The organism is Leucothrix arctica, from assembly GCF_003172895.1.
In the GTDB taxonomy this organism is placed as follows: Bacteria; Pseudomonadota; Gammaproteobacteria; order Thiotrichales; family Thiotrichaceae; genus Leucothrix; species Leucothrix arctica.
Genome location: NZ_QGKL01000026.1, coordinates 41,637 through 57,447 on the forward strand (window position 1 = coordinate 41,637; position 15,811 = coordinate 57,447).

Sequence of the window (15,811 nt, forward strand, 5' to 3'; positions counted from 1 at the left end):
ATATGAGTAAGTTTAGAAGTCCATTGTCTGTGGCTAAAGGTCACGGATCGGCAAAGAGTGGTACACACCACTTTTGGATGCAGCGCGTAACAGCAGTTGCACTAGTACCTCTTGTTTTATGGTTCTGCCTAAGTCTCGCGATGATGCCAGAAGCAACCTACGCAACTGTTGTTGCATGGATGAAGTCGCCATTTAACTCAGTGATGTTAATGCTAAGCATTGTTGCTTCGTTTTATCATCTATCGATGGGTTTACAAGTCATCCTAGAAGACTACGTTTCAAATATTAAGATCCATATGGCAAGCATTATGATTATGAAGCTTTCATGCTTCTTCTTTGCTTCATTGGGTGTTTTCTCAGTTATCAAAATTGCGGTCGGAGGTTAATTCGATGCAAGAAGGCGATTACAAAATTATTGATCATCACTATGACGTTATCATTGTTGGTGCGGGTGGTGCAGGTTTGCGTGCGACATTGGGTATGGCAGCGGCTGGTTTAAGTACTGCGTGTATCACAAAAGTATTCCCAACGCGTAGTCATACGGTTGCTGCACAGGGTGGTATGTCTGCTGCATTGGGTAACATGGGTCCAGATAGCTGGAAATGGCACATGTATGACACTGTAAAAGGTTCTGATTGGTTAGGTGACCAAGATGCAATCGAGTACATGTGTCGTGAAGCGATTCCAGCAGTGATTGAGCTTGAGCACTACGGTGTTCCGTTCTCACGTACTGAAGAAGGTAAAATCTACCAGCGTCCTTTCGGTGGAATGACAACTAACTTTGGTGAAGGTATTGCACAGCGTACCTGTGCTGCTGCTGACCGTACTGGTCACGCAATCTTGCACGCGCTTTACCAGCAGTCTCTAAAGCACAAAGCTGAGTTCTTCATTGAGTACTTTGCAACTGACCTAATCATGGACGACGACGGTGTTTGTCGTGGTGTTATGGCTTGGGACTTGGCAACGGGTGAAATGCACCGTTTCCGCGCCCACGAAGTAGTACTTGCTACTGGTGGTGTTGGCCGTGCTTATCAGTCAGCTACATCTGCTCATACGTGTACTGGTGACGGTAGCGCGATGGTTCTTCGTGCAGGTCTTCCACTACAGGATATGGAATTCATTCAGTTCCACCCAACCGGTATTTACGGTGCAGGTGTATTGATCACTGAAGGTGTTCGTGGTGAAGGTGGATACCTAACCAACTCCGAAGGTGAGCGTTTCATGGAGCGTTATGCGCCGAATGCTAAAGATTTAGCATCTCGTGATGTTGTATCTCGTTCAATGACGGTTGAAATCAATGAAGGTCGTGGAGTAGGTCCAAATAAGGATCATATCTTCCTAAACCTACAGCATTTGGGTGCTGATGTAATCAACGAGCGTCTACCGGGTATCGCAGAAAGTGCGCGTGTATTCGCAGGTGTAGACGTTGCTAAAGATCCTATCCCAGTACTACCGACAGTTCACTACAACATGGGTGGTATTCCAACGAACTACCGCGGTGAAGTAGTGACGCTGAAAGATGGTGATCCTGATTCAATCGTGCCTGGTTTGATGGCTATCGGTGAAGCAGCTTGTGTATCTGTACACGGTGCTAACCGTCTAGGTTCTAACTCATTACTAGATATCGTTGTATTTGGTCGCGCAGCGGCTATCCGTGCAGCGGAACTAGTTGAGAAAGACACGCCTCATAAGCCGCTTGATGAAGCAATTACTGACAAGATCATGGCTCGTTTCGACAAGCTACGTAACTCTAAAGGTAGTAACTCTACAGCGTCTATTCGTGACAACATGCAGATCACTATGCAGCAAAAAGCAGCCGTATTCCGTACGGGTGAGAGCATGGATGAAGGTGTTGTGAAGATGCAAGAGATCTTCGAAAGCTTCAAAGATGTTGGCGTTTCTGACCGCGGTCTACAGTGGAATACGGACTTAGTTGAAACACTAGAACTTGAGAACTTGTTATTACAAGCGCAAACAATTATGTGTGGTGCAGCTAACCGTGACGAAAGTCGTGGTGGTCACGCGCGTGATGATATGCCAGATCGTGATGACGAGAACTGGATGAAGCATACATTGGCTTGGGTTAACCCTGAGACAGGTAAGGTATCTATCGATTACCGTCCTGTACATATGTATACATTGTCTGATGACTGCGAAGTTATCCCACCTAAGAAACGTGTTTACTAGGAGCTAATCATGGCTGAATTTACATTACCAGCAAACTCTATCGTTAAGACAGGTAAAACGTACAAGGCGGCAGAGGGCGTTACAAACGTCAAAGTTTTCAACGTATACCGTTACGATCCTTCAACGGGTAGTAACCCGTCTTTGGACAAGTACGAAGTTGATATGGACACTTGTGGTCCAATGATTCTTGATGCTTTGTTGAAGATCAAAAACGAAATGGACTCAACGCTGTCATTGCGTCGTTCATGTCGTGAAGGTATCTGTGGCTCTTGCTCGATGAACATCGACGGCAGAAACACACTAGCATGTACTAAGGCGATTGCTGAAGTAGAAGGAGACGTTAACGTTTATCCACTACCTCACCAGCCAGTCGTTAAAGACTTGGTCTCTGACCTAACTAACTTCTACGCGCAGTATGCGTCAGTAGAGCCTTGGTTGAAGTCAGACACACCTGCACCACCTGACCAAGAGCGCGTACAGTCTGTTGAAGACCGTAAGCAGCTTGATGGTTTGTATGAGTGTATTCTTTGTGCATGTTGTTCAACTAGTTGCCCAAGCTACTGGTGGAACAGTGATCGTTACCTTGGCCCTGCTGCGCTGCTTAACGCACACCGTTGGATTAAGGACTCTCGTGATGATGCAACGGGCGCACGTTTGGATGAGTTGGAAGATCCGTTCAAGCTTTACCGTTGTCATACCATCATGAACTGTACTGATGTTTGCCCTAAGGATTTGAATCCTGCTAAGGCAATTGCTGAAATCAAGCAAATGCTGGTTGAACGTCAGATCTAGTATGATGTTTGTTTAGTTCGTCGTTCTAGGTTTTCTACGGAAATCCCTAGAACGTACAGACTTAAAACAATGCGACATGACTCCGGTACAAGCCAGTATAGCTACTGAGCTTGCCGGAGTTTTTTATTGCTACTCAATCCTGCTGAAGCAGAGAGGAAACGCAATGAGTGAAATGATGAAGTTACGTTGGCGCTGTCGACGTGGCCAGAAAGAATTAGATATCGTAATGAACCGTTATCTTGAGCAAGTCTATGTAGACGCAGAGCAGAGTCAGAAAACTGCCTTTGAAGAACTGCTTTTGGTTGAAGATCCAACCATTATTGATTTGCTAATGGAGCGAATCGAGCCACAAAATCCTGACCAAAAGATACTGATGGATAAGCTGCGCACGATCGTCTCGTTGTAACACAATCCATTACCATTCCTAGTAGCCACATGAATAATTTAGCAGGAGGATAATATGACCATTATCAAGAAAGACGACCTAATCGATAGCGTCGCGGATGCTCTACAGTATATTTCTTATTACCACCCACAAGACTTCATCGAAGGTATGTATGACGCATACAAGCGTGAAGAGTCTGAAGCTGCAAAAGATGCTATTGCACAGATCCTAGTCAACTCACGCATGTGTGCTGAAGGCCACCGTCCTATTTGTCAGGATACGGGTATCGTTACTGTGTTTGTACGTATCGGTATGCAAGTGCAGTGGGAAGCGGATGGTATGAGCGTTGAAGACATGATTAATGAAGGTGTGCGTCGTGCTTACACGCAGCCTGATAATATTCTTCGTGCCTCTATTCTTGCTGATCCTGCGGGCAAGCGTACAAATACTAAAGACAACACGCCTGCTGTGATTCACATGACAGTTGTGCCGGGTGACAAGATTGAATTAGAAATCGCTGCTAAAGGTGGTGGTTCTGAGAATAAAGCGAAGATGGCGATGCTTAATCCTAGTGATAGCGTTGTTGACTGGGTACTTAAAACAGTACCGACAATGGGCGCAGGTTGGTGCCCACCGGGTATGCTTGGAATAGGTATCGGTGGAACAGCTGAGAAAGCGGCTGTAATGGCAAAAGAAGCGTTGATGGAGTCGATTGATATTCAAGCGCTTCGTGACCGTGGCCCACAAAACCGCGTTGAAGAGCTACGTCTTGAGATCATGGATAAGGTTAATGACCTTGGTATTGGTGCGCAGGGTCTTGGTGGTCTAACGACTGTGCTTGATGTGAAGATTAAGGACTATCCTACACACGCAGCGTCATTGCCTGTTTGTATGATCCCTAACTGTGCGGCGACACGTCACGCACACTTTACGCTTGATGGTAGTGGCCCGTCGCTACAGACGCCGCCTGACTTGTCAGCATGGCCAGACATTAGCTACGAAGCAGGTGAGAACTCACGTCGTGTTGATCTAAATACTGTGACTGCTGAAGACGTTACAACATGGAAACCGGGTGAAGTGATTTTGCTGTCAGGTAAAATGTTGACAGGTCGTGATGCGGCTCATAAGAAAATTGTAGGCATTTTGGATAGTGGTGAAGAGTTGCCAGTATCGCTAAAAGGTCGCTTTATCTATTACGTTGGCCCTGTTGACCCAGTGCGTGAAGAAGCGGTTGGTCCTGCTGGCCCGACAACAGCAACACGTATGGATAAGTTTACAGACCAAGTACTAGAGCAGACTGGTTTGCTAGGTATGATTGGTAAAGCTGAGCGTGGCCCTGTGGCTATCGAAAGCATTAAGAAGCACAAGTCTGTGTACTTGATGGCGGTCGGTGGTGCGGCTTACTTGGTGTCTAAAGCGATAGTTCACTCTGAAGTACTTGCGTTCCCTGAGTTGGGCATGGAAGCGATCTATGAGTTTGATGTACGTGATATGCCGGTGACGGTTGCGGTTGATTCACTGGGTGAGTCAGTACACCAGACTGGGCCTCAGAAGTGGCAGCAGATTATTTTAGATAAGAAGTCGTAAGATTATCAAAATGCGTTGAGGTTAGGTCTTTTGGGCCTAACCTCATTTGTTAATTAATTGTCAGTTGTGATAATTAATAGGATTAAAATTGTGGATTTAAGAGAAAGATTTAGGCTAAAAGTCTATGAATCTGATGGCACTCAGTATGAAATATTGTTTAATAGTATTATGAGGTTAGCTGTTGATGATTTTAAGAGTGTTAAGCCTCATGGTAACATTGGTGATAGAGGCAATGACGGTTGGGTGCAAAGTACTGGTAGTTATTACCAAGTATATGCCCCAGAAGAGCTTTTTAAAAATACTAAGAATGCAATTTTAAAAGTTAAACGAGACTTTCAAGTTCTCAAAGGTTACTGGGATGACATATCTAGAATAAATTCATTCTACTATGTGTTAAATGATAAATTTCAAGGGGTTTCTCCCCATATATCTCAGGCTGTGGAGTCTTTAAAGAAGGAATACAATCTTGTAACAGTTGGTGTTTTTTCAAATGACGATCTTGAAAGAGAGTTATTTAAACTTCCGAATGCTGATATATGTTCACTACTTGGTACCCAAGCAGAGAGTAATATTAATTCAAGAGAAGACCAGATAAAAGCTAGAGAGTTTTTAGATGAACTGTCTTTCATTTTTGAAGCGCTTTTTAATTCAAGTACGGAAGCTGGATATTTTTTTCCTGCAAATGTTTTTTACTTTATCGACAGAAAAACTAATAACGACTGGGAAGTAAGTAGGCAGTTATGTACTGATCAAAGAATTGCAGAAAACCAGAAAAATATGTGGAATCAACTGATTTCTATGTTTAATCAGGTGAGTCAAGATCACTACTACGAAGATATTGGGCTATCTTTTAAGTATAAGCCTCCGTATGAGTTGGTTGGTAGAGATCAGTTAATTGAAACTAGAAAAAAATCAATGGGAAAGTTGATACAAAACCTTGCTGATTCTTATGTGGTGGTGCGTGACTTTTCCCTGCAGTAAGCTACTAGCGTTCGTAATAACCATTAGACAGTCCTTGTATCATTGAACAAACTAAAAAGAGCTTCTCTTGCTTGATAAAGAGCATAGCTTCTTTTTGGAATATGCGCTATATGATCATACGAGATCTGACATCTCATCACTTGACGAGCATGGTATAGCTTATCAAATTTAGAGAGACCATAACCAACTGGGTCTAAACACATAACCAATTGGGTCTAAACTTATAAAGAGATAGTTAAAAATGTAACCGTTCACGGGGGGACTTAGGCCGATATAGCATGCTGACCTAACGGCAGCCGTACGGTAATCGCTTCACCACGCAGGCCTTGTTCACAGACTTTTCTCAATATCTCATGAACACCCAAGCCTAGGCGCTTACACGTTTCAGTTAGGGTCAGAATCACCGGACGGAACTGATCACCTCTGGCCGATTGACTAAAGAAACTGGTTTTACGCCAGATCACATAAGGACGTATCGCGCGTTCCGCTTCATTGTTTGTCATGGGAATCGTACGATCCCGCAAAAATGTCCAGAGCATAGATTCATCAATCAGTAAACGTTTGCACTGATTGGCTGTTTTACTGGTTTTTTGTTCCACGTCAGCTGGCGAAACTTCAAGACCTAAGTTGAGTAGGCGGTGCATCCACTGTTTAAATCGCAGCATTCGAGCGTGATAACAGGCATCAGAATAACCGTCAGATCGCCAACGATTACGGAAGTGAACAATCAAGCGGGATAATCGCCAGAGCTGTTTTCCCAGTACACCCGCTCGCCCCACGCGTTCTGATATTTTCTTGAACTTACGGATAATATGCGCCCAGCAAAGTTGCCGTTTCTCGATAGGGTAATCGTTGTAACCGCCATGTTGATCGGTCACGAGTATGCCATCAAATTCATCCAGCAAGCCATTGGCTGCGCCTTTACCCCGAGAATAATGAACTAGAAAGTAGACGACCTGTGACGAACAAAGCACCCAGAGCCAACGCCGCTCACTGTTGCGGTAATGACTGGTTTCATCCGCATGGGCGATGGGCAACTCGCGGACGGCTTGGCCGACCTGTTGATAAAGTGGTAACAACCATTCCGTTACCGACCGAGTCGCTTGACTCACTGCACCCGTGCTAAAGGAGAGTTGCCATTGATCGTTCAGTAATCGTTGGATGTTTGAAATGGATAAGGCGTATGCCCCATTCATCAACGTAATCCAGCTGATCAACCCTGGCCCCATTTGTCCGCTAGGTATTGTGTCTGGTAGATGAGCAACCTAACGCATCTGGCAACGAGGGCATATTGCATCATAAAGACAATGCTCAGTGATCTTGCTGCGTACTTCAGGAAGGTCAAATACCTGATGACGTTGGTAAGGCTCCTGAGATAAATCACAGAGGGCTCCACAGGCGCACTGAGTATCAGGATAGTAATGAATTTTCTCATCAGTAGCAGAGAGATCTACCCGCACACGTTGATGTCCTTTGTGACCGGGTTGTGCCCCTTTTTTGCGAGGCCTCTTTGGTTTTTTCTCGCGCTTAGCACGCTGTTCTGGCGAATCCTGGGAGGGTGGTTTGGATGAGTTTCTGGAAGAACTCCCGCTGCCCGCATTGTCTTCCAGTTCAGCCACCCGTTGCTCTAGCTGAGCCACTAAGTCCAATAACTGACGATTGAGCTGTTGCGAAGCCGCAAGCTCAGTGGGTAGTTGATCATTGAAAAGTGCCTCAGTAAGTTTGTTCATTATCTAATCATAACGAATGATGACTTAAATACAACCCCGTGAACGGTTACGTTAAAAATAGCTGACTACAAGGTAAAAAGCTTTATTTTTACGCTATTTTTTAGTATTGTTATCATTTTTTGTAATAGCGTGCGCTATCTAAAATAGGAGTTTTAATAAATGTTAAATTTTAAATCTTTTTTTCAGCCAATATTGATTATATTGGCTTCAACGATAAGTTTTCAAGCCTTAGCTGACATTAATCCTAGAAAACAAGATGGAATAGAGATGGTAAAAGATCTTGGTAAGAAAATTGAACCATATAAAAAAGTCGCAGAGCAGTTAATGATTAAGTCTATTGACTGGGCAATTAAAGTTGAAAATTGTTCCAAAAATTCTGATGCCAAAAAAATCCGATTGAAATTCGACTCATTGCATGAAAGTAATAGTAGTCCTGGTGTTTTGATGATATTTAGAACCGAAATAACAAATACAGTTACCCAGGAAAAAAACAACCCAATGGTATCATTTAAGATCTCCGTTGATAAAAGTGGTTTTGACAATAAATACAATATTGGTTATTTTGAGATTTATCCTGTAGATATGTCAATGTGGACGGGTCCTACCAAGTCAAGTTACATGTGTAGCTCAAAAAAAGTCGAGATAGATGAGCACACTAACCGAATTTATGAAAGGAAAAAAATGATAACTATAAAAGAGATATTAAATGGCGCGAAAGCTCAAAAAAATAACATCAAACCTAAAACCGCTATTTCGTTCGAACCAAAAACAATTAATAATCAATCTTTGGGTTATCTGGGATTAGACATGAATGCCGTATCTTCATTGTTAGGAACTGAGTGAGCAAAGTCTTTGCGCACAAGATTCAAAATAAGAAACCATTTCCAGTACCTTTAAAGCCTATTTAGGTAAGTTAGCAGGTTATGCACATATATAATCTGCTAAATTATTTTTTCGCCTTAGAAACAAAGAAAAACGATGGTTTATTTCAGTTTGTTTTGCTGCAATTATAAAGCTCCCTACATACTTAATATCATAAGACTAGGATACTGATGAGGCTTGATTTTGTGATGGTGACCTGGCGACGATGCAGTAAGTGCATACTTGTTATATGAATGTTAAAGATGACAAGTAGACGGAAAAATTATTATTTGCGTTGGGTAACGAATGCACTGAAAAAATGATAGCGTAACTTTCATCTCTTGATACGCAATATAGAAATAATCACCCGAAAAGCCTAAGAGAACTGTTAATCGCAATAAGTTTTCCACAGAAAACAGTTTTTAATTTTTTATAAAACGTGCAGTGGTGAGTTGTACTAGCTCACCACTGTTTAGTTCTTCATGAACTAGGTTTAGACGAGAATTTCTCAGATTGCTCACGGTCTATCAAGGCTTGATTTTCTTAGTCCGCAATTTCTTTACTTTTCTCAAGCAAAGTATTCTTTCCCTGGTTACTTCGACTTCTCGTCCTTTTTCATCCTTAATTCTAACTGTTGGCATAGCTGATCTCAATATTCAATTTTGCGTGATTGATTTAGCCTGTATTGCGTCTGGTAAAACGAGTCGTAGTGATATTGAGTCTGTGCTGGAGATGTCGGTTGAGCCTTACTTGCAACGCTTGGAGGGTGAGTTCGATATTATTCAGCGCATTCAGCCTGTGCTTTCTACGCCTAAGTCACGACAAGTGAAGTACCGTATTCAAGATGCGTTTTTGAGCTTTTGGTTTCGTTTTATTTACCGTTACCGTAGTGCGGTTGAGATTGGTAATTTGGAGTTTTTACAACAAGTCATTCAGCGTGACTTTGCAACTTACAGTGGTGAGTGGTTGGAGCGTTTGTTTCAGGAGCAGCTTGCCGCAACTGGTCAATACAGTGTGATTGGTAACTACTGGGGGCCTAGAAATAAAAACGAAATTGATATTGTCGCCCTAAACGAGTTGGATAAGACGGCGTTGGTTGCGGAGGTGAAGCGTAACCCTAAAAATATTCGTTTGAGTAAGCTGAAAGAGAAGGCGGTAAAGCTGGAGCAAAAGTTGAAAGGGTATGATATTGAGTATCGTGGTTTGTCGTTGGATGACTTGTCAGTGGAGTAACGGCTATATCTAAATGCTGTGACAAAGCTTATTTTCTGCTAACATATAATGACACATATACTTTATGAGGTGATTTATGGGACAAGTCACAATATATCTCGAAGAAGAAATCGAATTAAAAATGATCAAAGCAGCGGAGTCAGCTAACCTTTCTAAAAGTAAGTGGATAGCGCGTTTGATCCAAGAAAAAATAGCAAAAGAGTGGCCGCAATCGGTGATAGATATGGCAGGCTCATGGAGCGACTTTCCAGAAGCTGACGAGTTACGTGCTAATCAAGTACAAGATATAGCAAGAGAGTCCTTTTGATGTATGTACTTGATACGAACACGCTGATCTATTTCTTTAAAGACATGGGAAACGTTAAGCATAATTTGTTGCAAATACCTCCTCAAGATCTCGCTATTCCATCTGTTGTGGTTTATGAACTGGAGTATGGGCTAGCAAAGTCTAATGCACCGCAAAAACGTCGTGCCCAGATCGGTGAGTTATGTTCATTGGTGAATATATTGCCGTTTGATGAGGCTGAAGCTAAGTGTGCGGCAACAGTTCGAGCGACTTTAGAAAGGCAGGGTACACCTATTGGACCACAGGATATTTTGATTGCTGGGACAGCTCTGGCTAACCAAGGTGTTTTAGTGACGCATAACACCGGTGAGTTTTCGCGTGTTGCAGGGCTCGACCTAGAGGACTGGTATTAATACATTGGTTGTTAAAGCTTAGCTATATTGACGAGGTTAAGCATAACCCTAAGAATATTCGTTTAAGTAAGCTGAAAGAGAAGACGGTGAAGCTGGAGCAAAAGTTGAAGGGTATAAAATTGAGTATCGTGGATTGTCGTTGGATGATTTATAGTCTCGTAGGCTGGCTTTGTAGTTAGCAGTTGTTTATGCAGGTATAAGCAAGGGGTTAAAAAATAGGCACATAGGCAATGGGAGAGTAAGTTGGGAGGTTTACACAGAAAGCTTGGTGAAGGTGAGGTGCTTGCCCTCATTGGAAAAGCGATTACCGTTGGTTCTGGGAGCTACATTGGTGAACGTGAAAAGCGTATTGGTGACTTCGTTCGTCGCCACTATTCGTTTCGTGGTGCGCTAAAGATCCACAGGCACGCATTTGGTTGGGACTTGATTCGTGTGCCCGTTAACATTCTGTTGTCGGTTGTAAGAACTCTCCTAGCGTTGTTTGGTTTTTTAGCAGGTCTTGTCGGGCTGAAGAAACCAAAGGACTGGATAAAAAAGATTCCCCTAGGTCTACAGACCAATATGGATCGGCAGATTAGTTGGCTTATTGTCACTGAGTTACTTGAGCTTCCGTATCAACAAGGTCAGAAAATCAGCGACAACGATGCACTGATGACTGAAGTTCTCAAAGATCCTCATTTGCGGTCATTGCTTAATGAGAAGCTTGATACGTTGTCTGAGCCTGCGAAATCTCCAGAGTTCAGAGCAAAGCTTGATGCCAAACTGGCTGAGTACGGCGCAACACGCACTGCATCATCGGAGTTGGCAACCAGCACAACGCTATTGGTGACGAGTAAAATTGCGCTTGGGCAAGCATCGTTTGGTGCACTTAGTGCAGGGGCTGCTGTTTCTGCAGCGGTGGCGAACTCTGCGGCAGCATCAAGTTTTTGGCTAGGTTCAATGCCTGGCTTATACTACTATGCAGTTTTCCCTGTTGCTGCCTCGGTTTCGCAATTAATGGCTGTTACGGTTGTTATCTGTATTGTACTTGCACTTATTTCAACGTTCATAGGAATCTTGACTGACCCATTACAAGCGAAGCTCGGAATACATCAGAAAAGATTGAAAAAACTGGTGAGTGCGGTTGGGAGTGACCTAAGCGGTAAGAAAGGTTCTGACTTCCACCTAAGGGAGAAGTACGCCGGGCGCCTTTTTGATATTATTGATGTTCTGTCCACTGTTGGGCGTTCGCTATGAATGGTTGGAGTGTTTGATGTTGTTGTGGTTCGTTTCGCAACATCATAACAATTTGTACCATTTAGCTTAGCGTTATGAGATTACATCTATGTTCAAAGCCATCATCGTCAACGAAGAAGCTGGTCGTGTTGCTAAGTATCGCGTCATACGCAACGGTTCGCCGCTAACGTACGCCAACGTGTTGGACCTCTGGAGCACTGATTTCACTTTCCGAGAGTACTTTACATCCCTGCTGGCAGCATCGCCTTTTACTGCGTATCGCTGGGAGACACCAGCATTAAACATTGGCACTGTCGATAATGAGTTTGAATTTGTTCTTATCAACTCTCCATCGTTATGTAATCGAAAAACTGATGCGGCGACGTATAAAAAGTATTTCACTAACAAAGAAAAAAACGGTGGAATAGTGACCTTCGCCAACCTCGGTGGTGACGCGACCCTTATCGTTCCTTCTCCCCGAACAGACGCAAATGCATACGGGCACTTGGCCGCATTCCTCCGTCAAGCTCCTGCAGAGCAACATGATGCTTTTTGGAAGGTGCTTGGAGGTACTGTAAAATTCATGCTCGACAAAAATTCTATTTGGGTGAGTACAGCGGGTGGTGGTGTAGCATGGTTGCATGCCCGAGTTGACAACCAGCCCAAATATTACGCTTACTCACCATTCAAAACCGCCTAATAATAAATTTGAATGGCGGACTGTGTAGCCTCTGGGTTGGAAGTTTTTGGAGCGTGCAAAAGAACTTATAAGGAATCAATTAAAACGGTGTCAAATAAACTAAATCAATTTCGCTTAGCATCTGTCTCTGCTTTTTTGTTCATCTTTGCACTTGTAACAGTTGCTGGAACTTGGTCAGAGACTCAATTTATAATTAAACCCTTTGTGGTTATCCCTTTTTTGTGATTAGTTGAGAATGGTTCGTTAATATAGATTATCAGTTGTCTTGTATTTACACATAAGTATAGTGGGGTATGCTAAAGGTCTTAGGCCTTTTTAATGAGCTGTTCAGTAGCTTAAGTAATGTAAGGAGAGAAAATGGAACCTCTAGAAGAGATGAGAAAAAGTATCGATAACATCGACAATGCGATTGTTGCTATGTTCGCTGAGCGATTTAAAGTTACTAACAAAGTTGGGATTTTTAAGGCAGAGAATCAGTTGGTTTCAAAAGACCATGAAAAAGAAAAATTACAATTTGAAAGGATGACTGAACTCGCTGAACAATATGGTCTTGACCCAGAATTTGCTCAATCATATTTAGAAGCAGTCATTGATCGAGTTGTAAAAAATCATGAACAAATCGCTCGCTCTTACAATGATGGTCCAGCTACTTAATAAGGCGTATAAATTCCCTTCGGCGCAAGTGCGTCGGAAAGGGGTTACTGTCGTTTAACTTAGAGTTATAAGAATCAAATGATGAGTATCACGCAAGTATGCAAGGAAGGTATTTCTCGACTGAGGGATATTTCCAGAAAGGCGAACAATAGGGAGTCATATGGATCTTAGATATTTGAAGGACTCAGATAAGTCAGGCGTTTGTAAACTGTCGCACCAGATAAACAGTGACCACTATTTGAATGAGCCAGGAGTTTTTTGTCAGCCTGTCGCTGAGGGTGATGATTGGAGCTTTTGGAAAGAGTCACACGAAAAGGATGGCGGTTTCGTTCTTGTGGCGCTTTCAAATAGCAATGTTGTGGGCTTTGTGGCTGCCGAGGTTTCTGATATGCCGAACCTGCCTTTTTTGAACCCGATGAAACGCTGCAAAATTGCAACAATAGTAGTCTCAGATGAACACCAGAAAAAAGGCGTAGGTTCTGAGTTATTTGAAAAGGTATGTGAAATAGCTAAAGAGCATGGTGCTCAGCGTCTAGTTTTAGACGTATTTACTTTCAATAAAACTGCTGTTGATTTCTACGAAAATCATGGCTTCAAAAATACAGCTACACATATGTCGAAATCATTGGCCTAAATAGTTGATTAAACGGCCAGAAACTCTCAGTATTATCAAGTCAAAGTGAATCGAGTCACCATGTTCTAAGTGTTTTAAGATTTACCAGCTCAGCCAATGGAGGAACCTAAAGGGATTTTATGTTTAGCATATTTGAAAAGATCACGCGTAGCGCTCTGAATTTAATCGATCCATATGTCCCAAGTGATACGCCACCAACAGATTCAGTTTGGCGTTACATCAGGGCAAACTTGAAGCCAATGCGCAAAGCAATAGCACTGAGCCTAGTGTTAACGGTGATCGCCGCTTGCATTGAAGTTTGGTTGATCAGTTACGCTGGTAAGCTTATTGATACGCTGGCGCAAACAACGCCAGAAAAAATCTGGCAAGTTCATGGCGGTGAGTTTATTTTGGCAGCACTTGCCGTACTTTTCGTACGCCCTCTATCGCAATGTGCACGCCACGTGGTAAACGATATCAGCATCAGTTGTAATGTCGCGAATCTGTTTCGCTGGCGTGGACACCAGCACCTTTCTAAGCAATCTGTTGGCTGGTTTCAAGATGATCTCGCAGGGCGTACGTCGGTGCGGCTTGTCGATCTGGGCAATCAAGCATCCTACATTATTGGCGGTCTGCTCAACGCAGTGGCCTTTGGTCTTGTCTACATGATCGGTATGATCATTCTCATGGCGCAAACAGATATCCGCTTGGCTTTGCCGCTTGTGCTTTGGGTTGCGCTCTACATGGGGATTATGATTCGCATTATCCCGCGCATGGTGAAGGCGCAGCGGAAGTTTTTCAGCGCGAAATCTGCGCTCGTGGGCAATGTCGTGGATAGCTTTTCTAACTTTGACACGCTGAAGTTATTTTCTCGACGCGAAGATATCTCAGCGGATCACAAAGTAAGCTTAGAACTGACGCGCGAGAAACTGTTCTTATCGAGACAAATTTCTATTTCAATGAACACCATCGTTGTACTTCTAGAAGGTCTGATCATGGTCGGCTTCATTGGTTATGGCGTTTGGTTGTGGTCTGTTGGGGCGGGTACGATTGGTCTTATCGGCTCTGCTGTGGCGCTGAGCCTACGGATCACCAGTTTGGCAGAGTGGGTACTCAATGAAGTGTGGCGTATCTTCGAAAGTGTCGGCAACTTGCAGGAGTCACTTAAAACCGTTGCGCAGCCAATCACCATTCCCGAGCACCGTGATGCAAAAGATCTCGTCGTCACAGGCGGCCAGATCACATTAGAAGGCTTGAACCACCAATATGGCACAGGGCGTGGCGGTTTAAATGACGTTTCTATAAAACTGGGCGCAGGTGAGAAAGTCGGCCTTGTTGGACGTTCTGGCGCGGGTAAGTCGACATTGGTAAATCTGATCTTACGTTTTTATGAAGCTGAGAAGGGTACTATCCTCATTGATGGTCAAGACATTCGCACGGTTGACCAAGATAGTCTGCGCGGTGCCATTGGTATGGTGAGCCAACAAGCCGCGCTCCTCAACCGATCTGTTTATGACAACATTGCGCTAGGTAAAGCGGATGCAACACTCGATGAGATCATGGCAGCAGCGAAAAAAGCTAAGGCGGATGACTTCATTGGAGAGTTGAAAGATAGCAAAGGTCGTACAGGGTATGATGCGCATGTGGGCGAACGCGGTGTTAAATTATCTGGCGGGCAACGCCAACGTATTGCTTTGGCACGTGTGTTTTTGAAAAATGCACCTATCTTGATTTTGGATGAAGCGACGTCAGCACTGGACAGTGAAGTTGAAGCCGAAATTCAAGCAGAGCTGCAAGCCGTGATGGAGGGGAAAACGGTGATTGCAATCGCGCATCGTTTATCGACGATTGCGCAGATGGATCGTATTCTTGTGCTCGAAGAAGGGCAGGTCATTGAAGATGGTTCGCATGATGAGCTGGTCAAGCAAGACACGCGTTACGCTGGGTTCTGGAAGCGTCAATCTGGCGGGTTTATTGGAGCGGATGAGGAGTAATTTAAGAAATTCTTTGTTATAGCCGTTTAATACCATTATTTTTCGGCTGAAATTTGACCTATTCGTAGAGTTAAAAGAAGTTTACGTTGAAGATTTGATTCATGTAACGTCGTATATAACAAACAGATGAAATAGGGCTGTAAGAATCTGGGTATATAGATTTCACTGTGCTCTATTTAG

16 protein-coding genes and 1 pseudogene are annotated in these 15,811 nt (G+C 43.5%); 15 read left to right on the forward strand and 2 right to left on the reverse strand.

Features of this window, described 5'->3' with window-relative positions; all coding sequences use genetic code 11:
* Positions 1 to 2 precede the first annotated feature (2 nt).
* The 6 genes from sdhD (at position 3) to DKT75_RS08420 (ending at position 5,932) form a co-directional block, all read left to right on the forward strand.
* Positions 3 to 386 carry a succinate dehydrogenase, hydrophobic membrane anchor protein gene (gene sdhD / locus DKT75_RS08395; protein ID WP_109822976.1) on the forward strand — a complete coding sequence of 128 codons (384 nt, stop codon included), beginning with the start codon at positions 3 to 5 and terminating at the stop codon, positions 384 to 386.
* A gap of 4 nt (positions 387 to 390) precedes the next feature.
* Positions 391 to 2,187: a succinate dehydrogenase flavoprotein subunit gene (sdhA, locus tag DKT75_RS08400; RefSeq protein WP_109822977.1), complete on the forward strand. Its 1,797-nt coding sequence runs from the start codon at positions 391 to 393 to the stop codon at positions 2,185 to 2,187.
* Between the two features lie 9 nt (positions 2,188 to 2,196).
* The gene (locus DKT75_RS08405; protein WP_109822978.1) at positions 2,197 to 2,979 is read left to right on the forward strand and encodes a succinate dehydrogenase iron-sulfur subunit; all 783 of its coding nucleotides are present in this window, start codon (positions 2,197 to 2,199) and stop codon (positions 2,977 to 2,979) included.
* Positions 2,980 to 3,142: 163 nt separating this feature from the next.
* A complete protein-coding gene (locus DKT75_RS08410) occupies positions 3,143 to 3,385 on the forward strand; it encodes an FAD assembly factor SdhE (protein WP_109822979.1) in 243 nt (80 codons plus the stop codon).
* A 54-nt stretch (positions 3,386 to 3,439) separates the two neighbouring features.
* Positions 3,440 to 4,951 carry a fumarate hydratase gene (locus tag DKT75_RS08415; RefSeq protein ID WP_109822980.1) on the forward strand — a complete coding sequence of 504 codons (1,512 nt, stop codon included), beginning with the start codon at positions 3,440 to 3,442 and terminating at the stop codon, positions 4,949 to 4,951.
* Positions 4,952 to 5,041: 90 nt separating this feature from the next.
* Positions 5,042 to 5,932, forward strand: coding sequence for a hypothetical protein (locus DKT75_RS08420; protein ID WP_109822981.1), 891 nt, complete (start codon positions 5,042 to 5,044; stop codon positions 5,930 to 5,932).
* A gap of 263 nt (positions 5,933 to 6,195) precedes the next feature.
* Here the strand turns inward: DKT75_RS08420 and tnpC are convergent.
* Together tnpC and DKT75_RS08430 are read right to left on the reverse strand one after the other, a co-directional pair.
* Positions 6,196 to 7,182: pseudogene (gene tnpC, locus DKT75_RS08425) on the reverse strand (IS66 family transposase); the annotation flags it as partial.
* Positions 7,183 to 7,197: 15 nt separating this feature from the next.
* A complete protein-coding gene (locus DKT75_RS08430; RefSeq protein WP_109822983.1) occupies positions 7,198 to 7,662 on the reverse strand; it encodes a DUF6444 domain-containing protein in 465 nt (154 codons plus the stop codon).
* A gap of 159 nt (positions 7,663 to 7,821) precedes the next feature.
* Here DKT75_RS08430 and DKT75_RS08435 point away from each other — a divergent pair, with 159 nt between their 5' ends.
* The 9 genes from DKT75_RS08435 to DKT75_RS08475 all read left to right on the forward strand — a co-directional run bounded on the left by DKT75_RS08435 (position 7,822) and on the right by DKT75_RS08475 (position 15,631).
* A complete protein-coding gene (locus tag DKT75_RS08435) occupies positions 7,822 to 8,505 on the forward strand; it encodes a hypothetical protein (RefSeq protein ID WP_109822984.1) in 684 nt (227 codons plus the stop codon).
* Between the two features lie 684 nt (positions 8,506 to 9,189).
* The gene (locus DKT75_RS08440) at positions 9,190 to 9,756 is read left to right on the forward strand and encodes a DUF234 domain-containing protein (protein WP_109822985.1); all 567 of its coding nucleotides are present in this window, start codon (positions 9,190 to 9,192) and stop codon (positions 9,754 to 9,756) included.
* 76 nt (positions 9,757 to 9,832) lie between these two features.
* The gene (locus DKT75_RS08445; protein ID WP_109822986.1) at positions 9,833 to 10,063 is read left to right on the forward strand and encodes a CopG family transcriptional regulator; all 231 of its coding nucleotides are present in this window, start codon (positions 9,833 to 9,835) and stop codon (positions 10,061 to 10,063) included.
* Positions 10,063 to 10,455 (forward strand): type II toxin-antitoxin system VapC family toxin, encoded by a 393-nt coding sequence (locus DKT75_RS08450; RefSeq protein WP_211665296.1) that lies wholly within the window; start codon positions 10,063 to 10,065, stop codon positions 10,453 to 10,455. The genes DKT75_RS08445 and DKT75_RS08450 overlap by 1 nt, the downstream gene beginning before the upstream one ends.
* 243 nt (positions 10,456 to 10,698) lie before the next feature.
* Positions 10,699 to 11,691 (forward strand): DUF6635 family protein, encoded by a 993-nt coding sequence (locus tag DKT75_RS08455; RefSeq protein ID WP_109822988.1) that lies wholly within the window; start codon positions 10,699 to 10,701, stop codon positions 11,689 to 11,691.
* Positions 11,692 to 11,779: 88 nt separating this feature from the next.
* Positions 11,780 to 12,370: a DUF6940 family protein gene (locus DKT75_RS08460; RefSeq protein ID WP_109822989.1), complete on the forward strand. Its 591-nt coding sequence runs from the start codon at positions 11,780 to 11,782 to the stop codon at positions 12,368 to 12,370.
* Between the two features lie 357 nt (positions 12,371 to 12,727).
* Complete coding sequence (locus DKT75_RS08465; RefSeq protein WP_109822990.1) at positions 12,728 to 13,024, forward strand: chorismate mutase; 297 nt, start codon at positions 12,728 to 12,730, stop codon at positions 13,022 to 13,024.
* A 160-nt stretch (positions 13,025 to 13,184) separates the two neighbouring features.
* Entirely contained in the window at positions 13,185 to 13,658 is a 474-nt protein-coding gene (locus tag DKT75_RS08470) for a GNAT family N-acetyltransferase (protein WP_109822991.1), read from the forward strand.
* A gap of 119 nt (positions 13,659 to 13,777) precedes the next feature.
* Positions 13,778 to 15,631, forward strand: a complete 1,854-nt coding sequence (locus tag DKT75_RS08475) for an ABC transporter ATP-binding protein (protein ID WP_109822992.1) — start codon at positions 13,778 to 13,780, stop codon at positions 15,629 to 15,631.
* Positions 15,632 to 15,811: the final 180 nt, after the last annotated feature.

Excerpts from the sequence above, each read along its gene's own strand:
- sdhD (WP_109822976.1), top strand. The coding sequence starts at position 3 with ATGAGTAAGTTTAGAAGTCCATTGTCTGTGGCTAAAGGTCACGGATCG.
- sdhA (WP_109822977.1), top strand. The coding sequence starts at position 391 with ATGCAAGAAGGCGATTACAAAATTATTGATCATCACTATGACGTTATC.
- DKT75_RS08405 (WP_109822978.1), top strand. The coding sequence starts at position 2,197 with ATGGCTGAATTTACATTACCAGCAAACTCTATCGTTAAGACAGGTAAA.
- DKT75_RS08410 (WP_109822979.1), top strand. The coding sequence starts at position 3,143 with ATGAGTGAAATGATGAAGTTACGTTGGCGCTGTCGACGTGGCCAGAAA.
- DKT75_RS08415 (WP_109822980.1), top strand. The coding sequence starts at position 3,440 with ATGACCATTATCAAGAAAGACGACCTAATCGATAGCGTCGCGGATGCT.
- DKT75_RS08430 (WP_109822983.1), bottom strand. The coding sequence starts at position 7,662 with ATGAACAAACTTACTGAGGCACTTTTCAATGATCAACTACCCACTGAG.
- DKT75_RS08435 (WP_109822984.1), top strand. The coding sequence starts at position 7,822 with ATGTTAAATTTTAAATCTTTTTTTCAGCCAATATTGATTATATTGGCT.
- DKT75_RS08445 (WP_109822986.1), top strand. The coding sequence starts at position 9,833 with ATGGGACAAGTCACAATATATCTCGAAGAAGAAATCGAATTAAAAATG.
- DKT75_RS08450 (WP_211665296.1), top strand. The coding sequence starts at position 10,063 with ATGTATGTACTTGATACGAACACGCTGATCTATTTCTTTAAAGACATG.
- DKT75_RS08460 (WP_109822989.1), top strand. The coding sequence starts at position 11,780 with ATGTTCAAAGCCATCATCGTCAACGAAGAAGCTGGTCGTGTTGCTAAG.
- DKT75_RS08465 (WP_109822990.1), top strand. The coding sequence starts at position 12,728 with ATGGAACCTCTAGAAGAGATGAGAAAAAGTATCGATAACATCGACAAT.
- DKT75_RS08470 (WP_109822991.1), top strand. The coding sequence starts at position 13,185 with ATGGATCTTAGATATTTGAAGGACTCAGATAAGTCAGGCGTTTGTAAA.
- DKT75_RS08475 (WP_109822992.1), top strand. The coding sequence starts at position 13,778 with ATGTTTAGCATATTTGAAAAGATCACGCGTAGCGCTCTGAATTTAATC.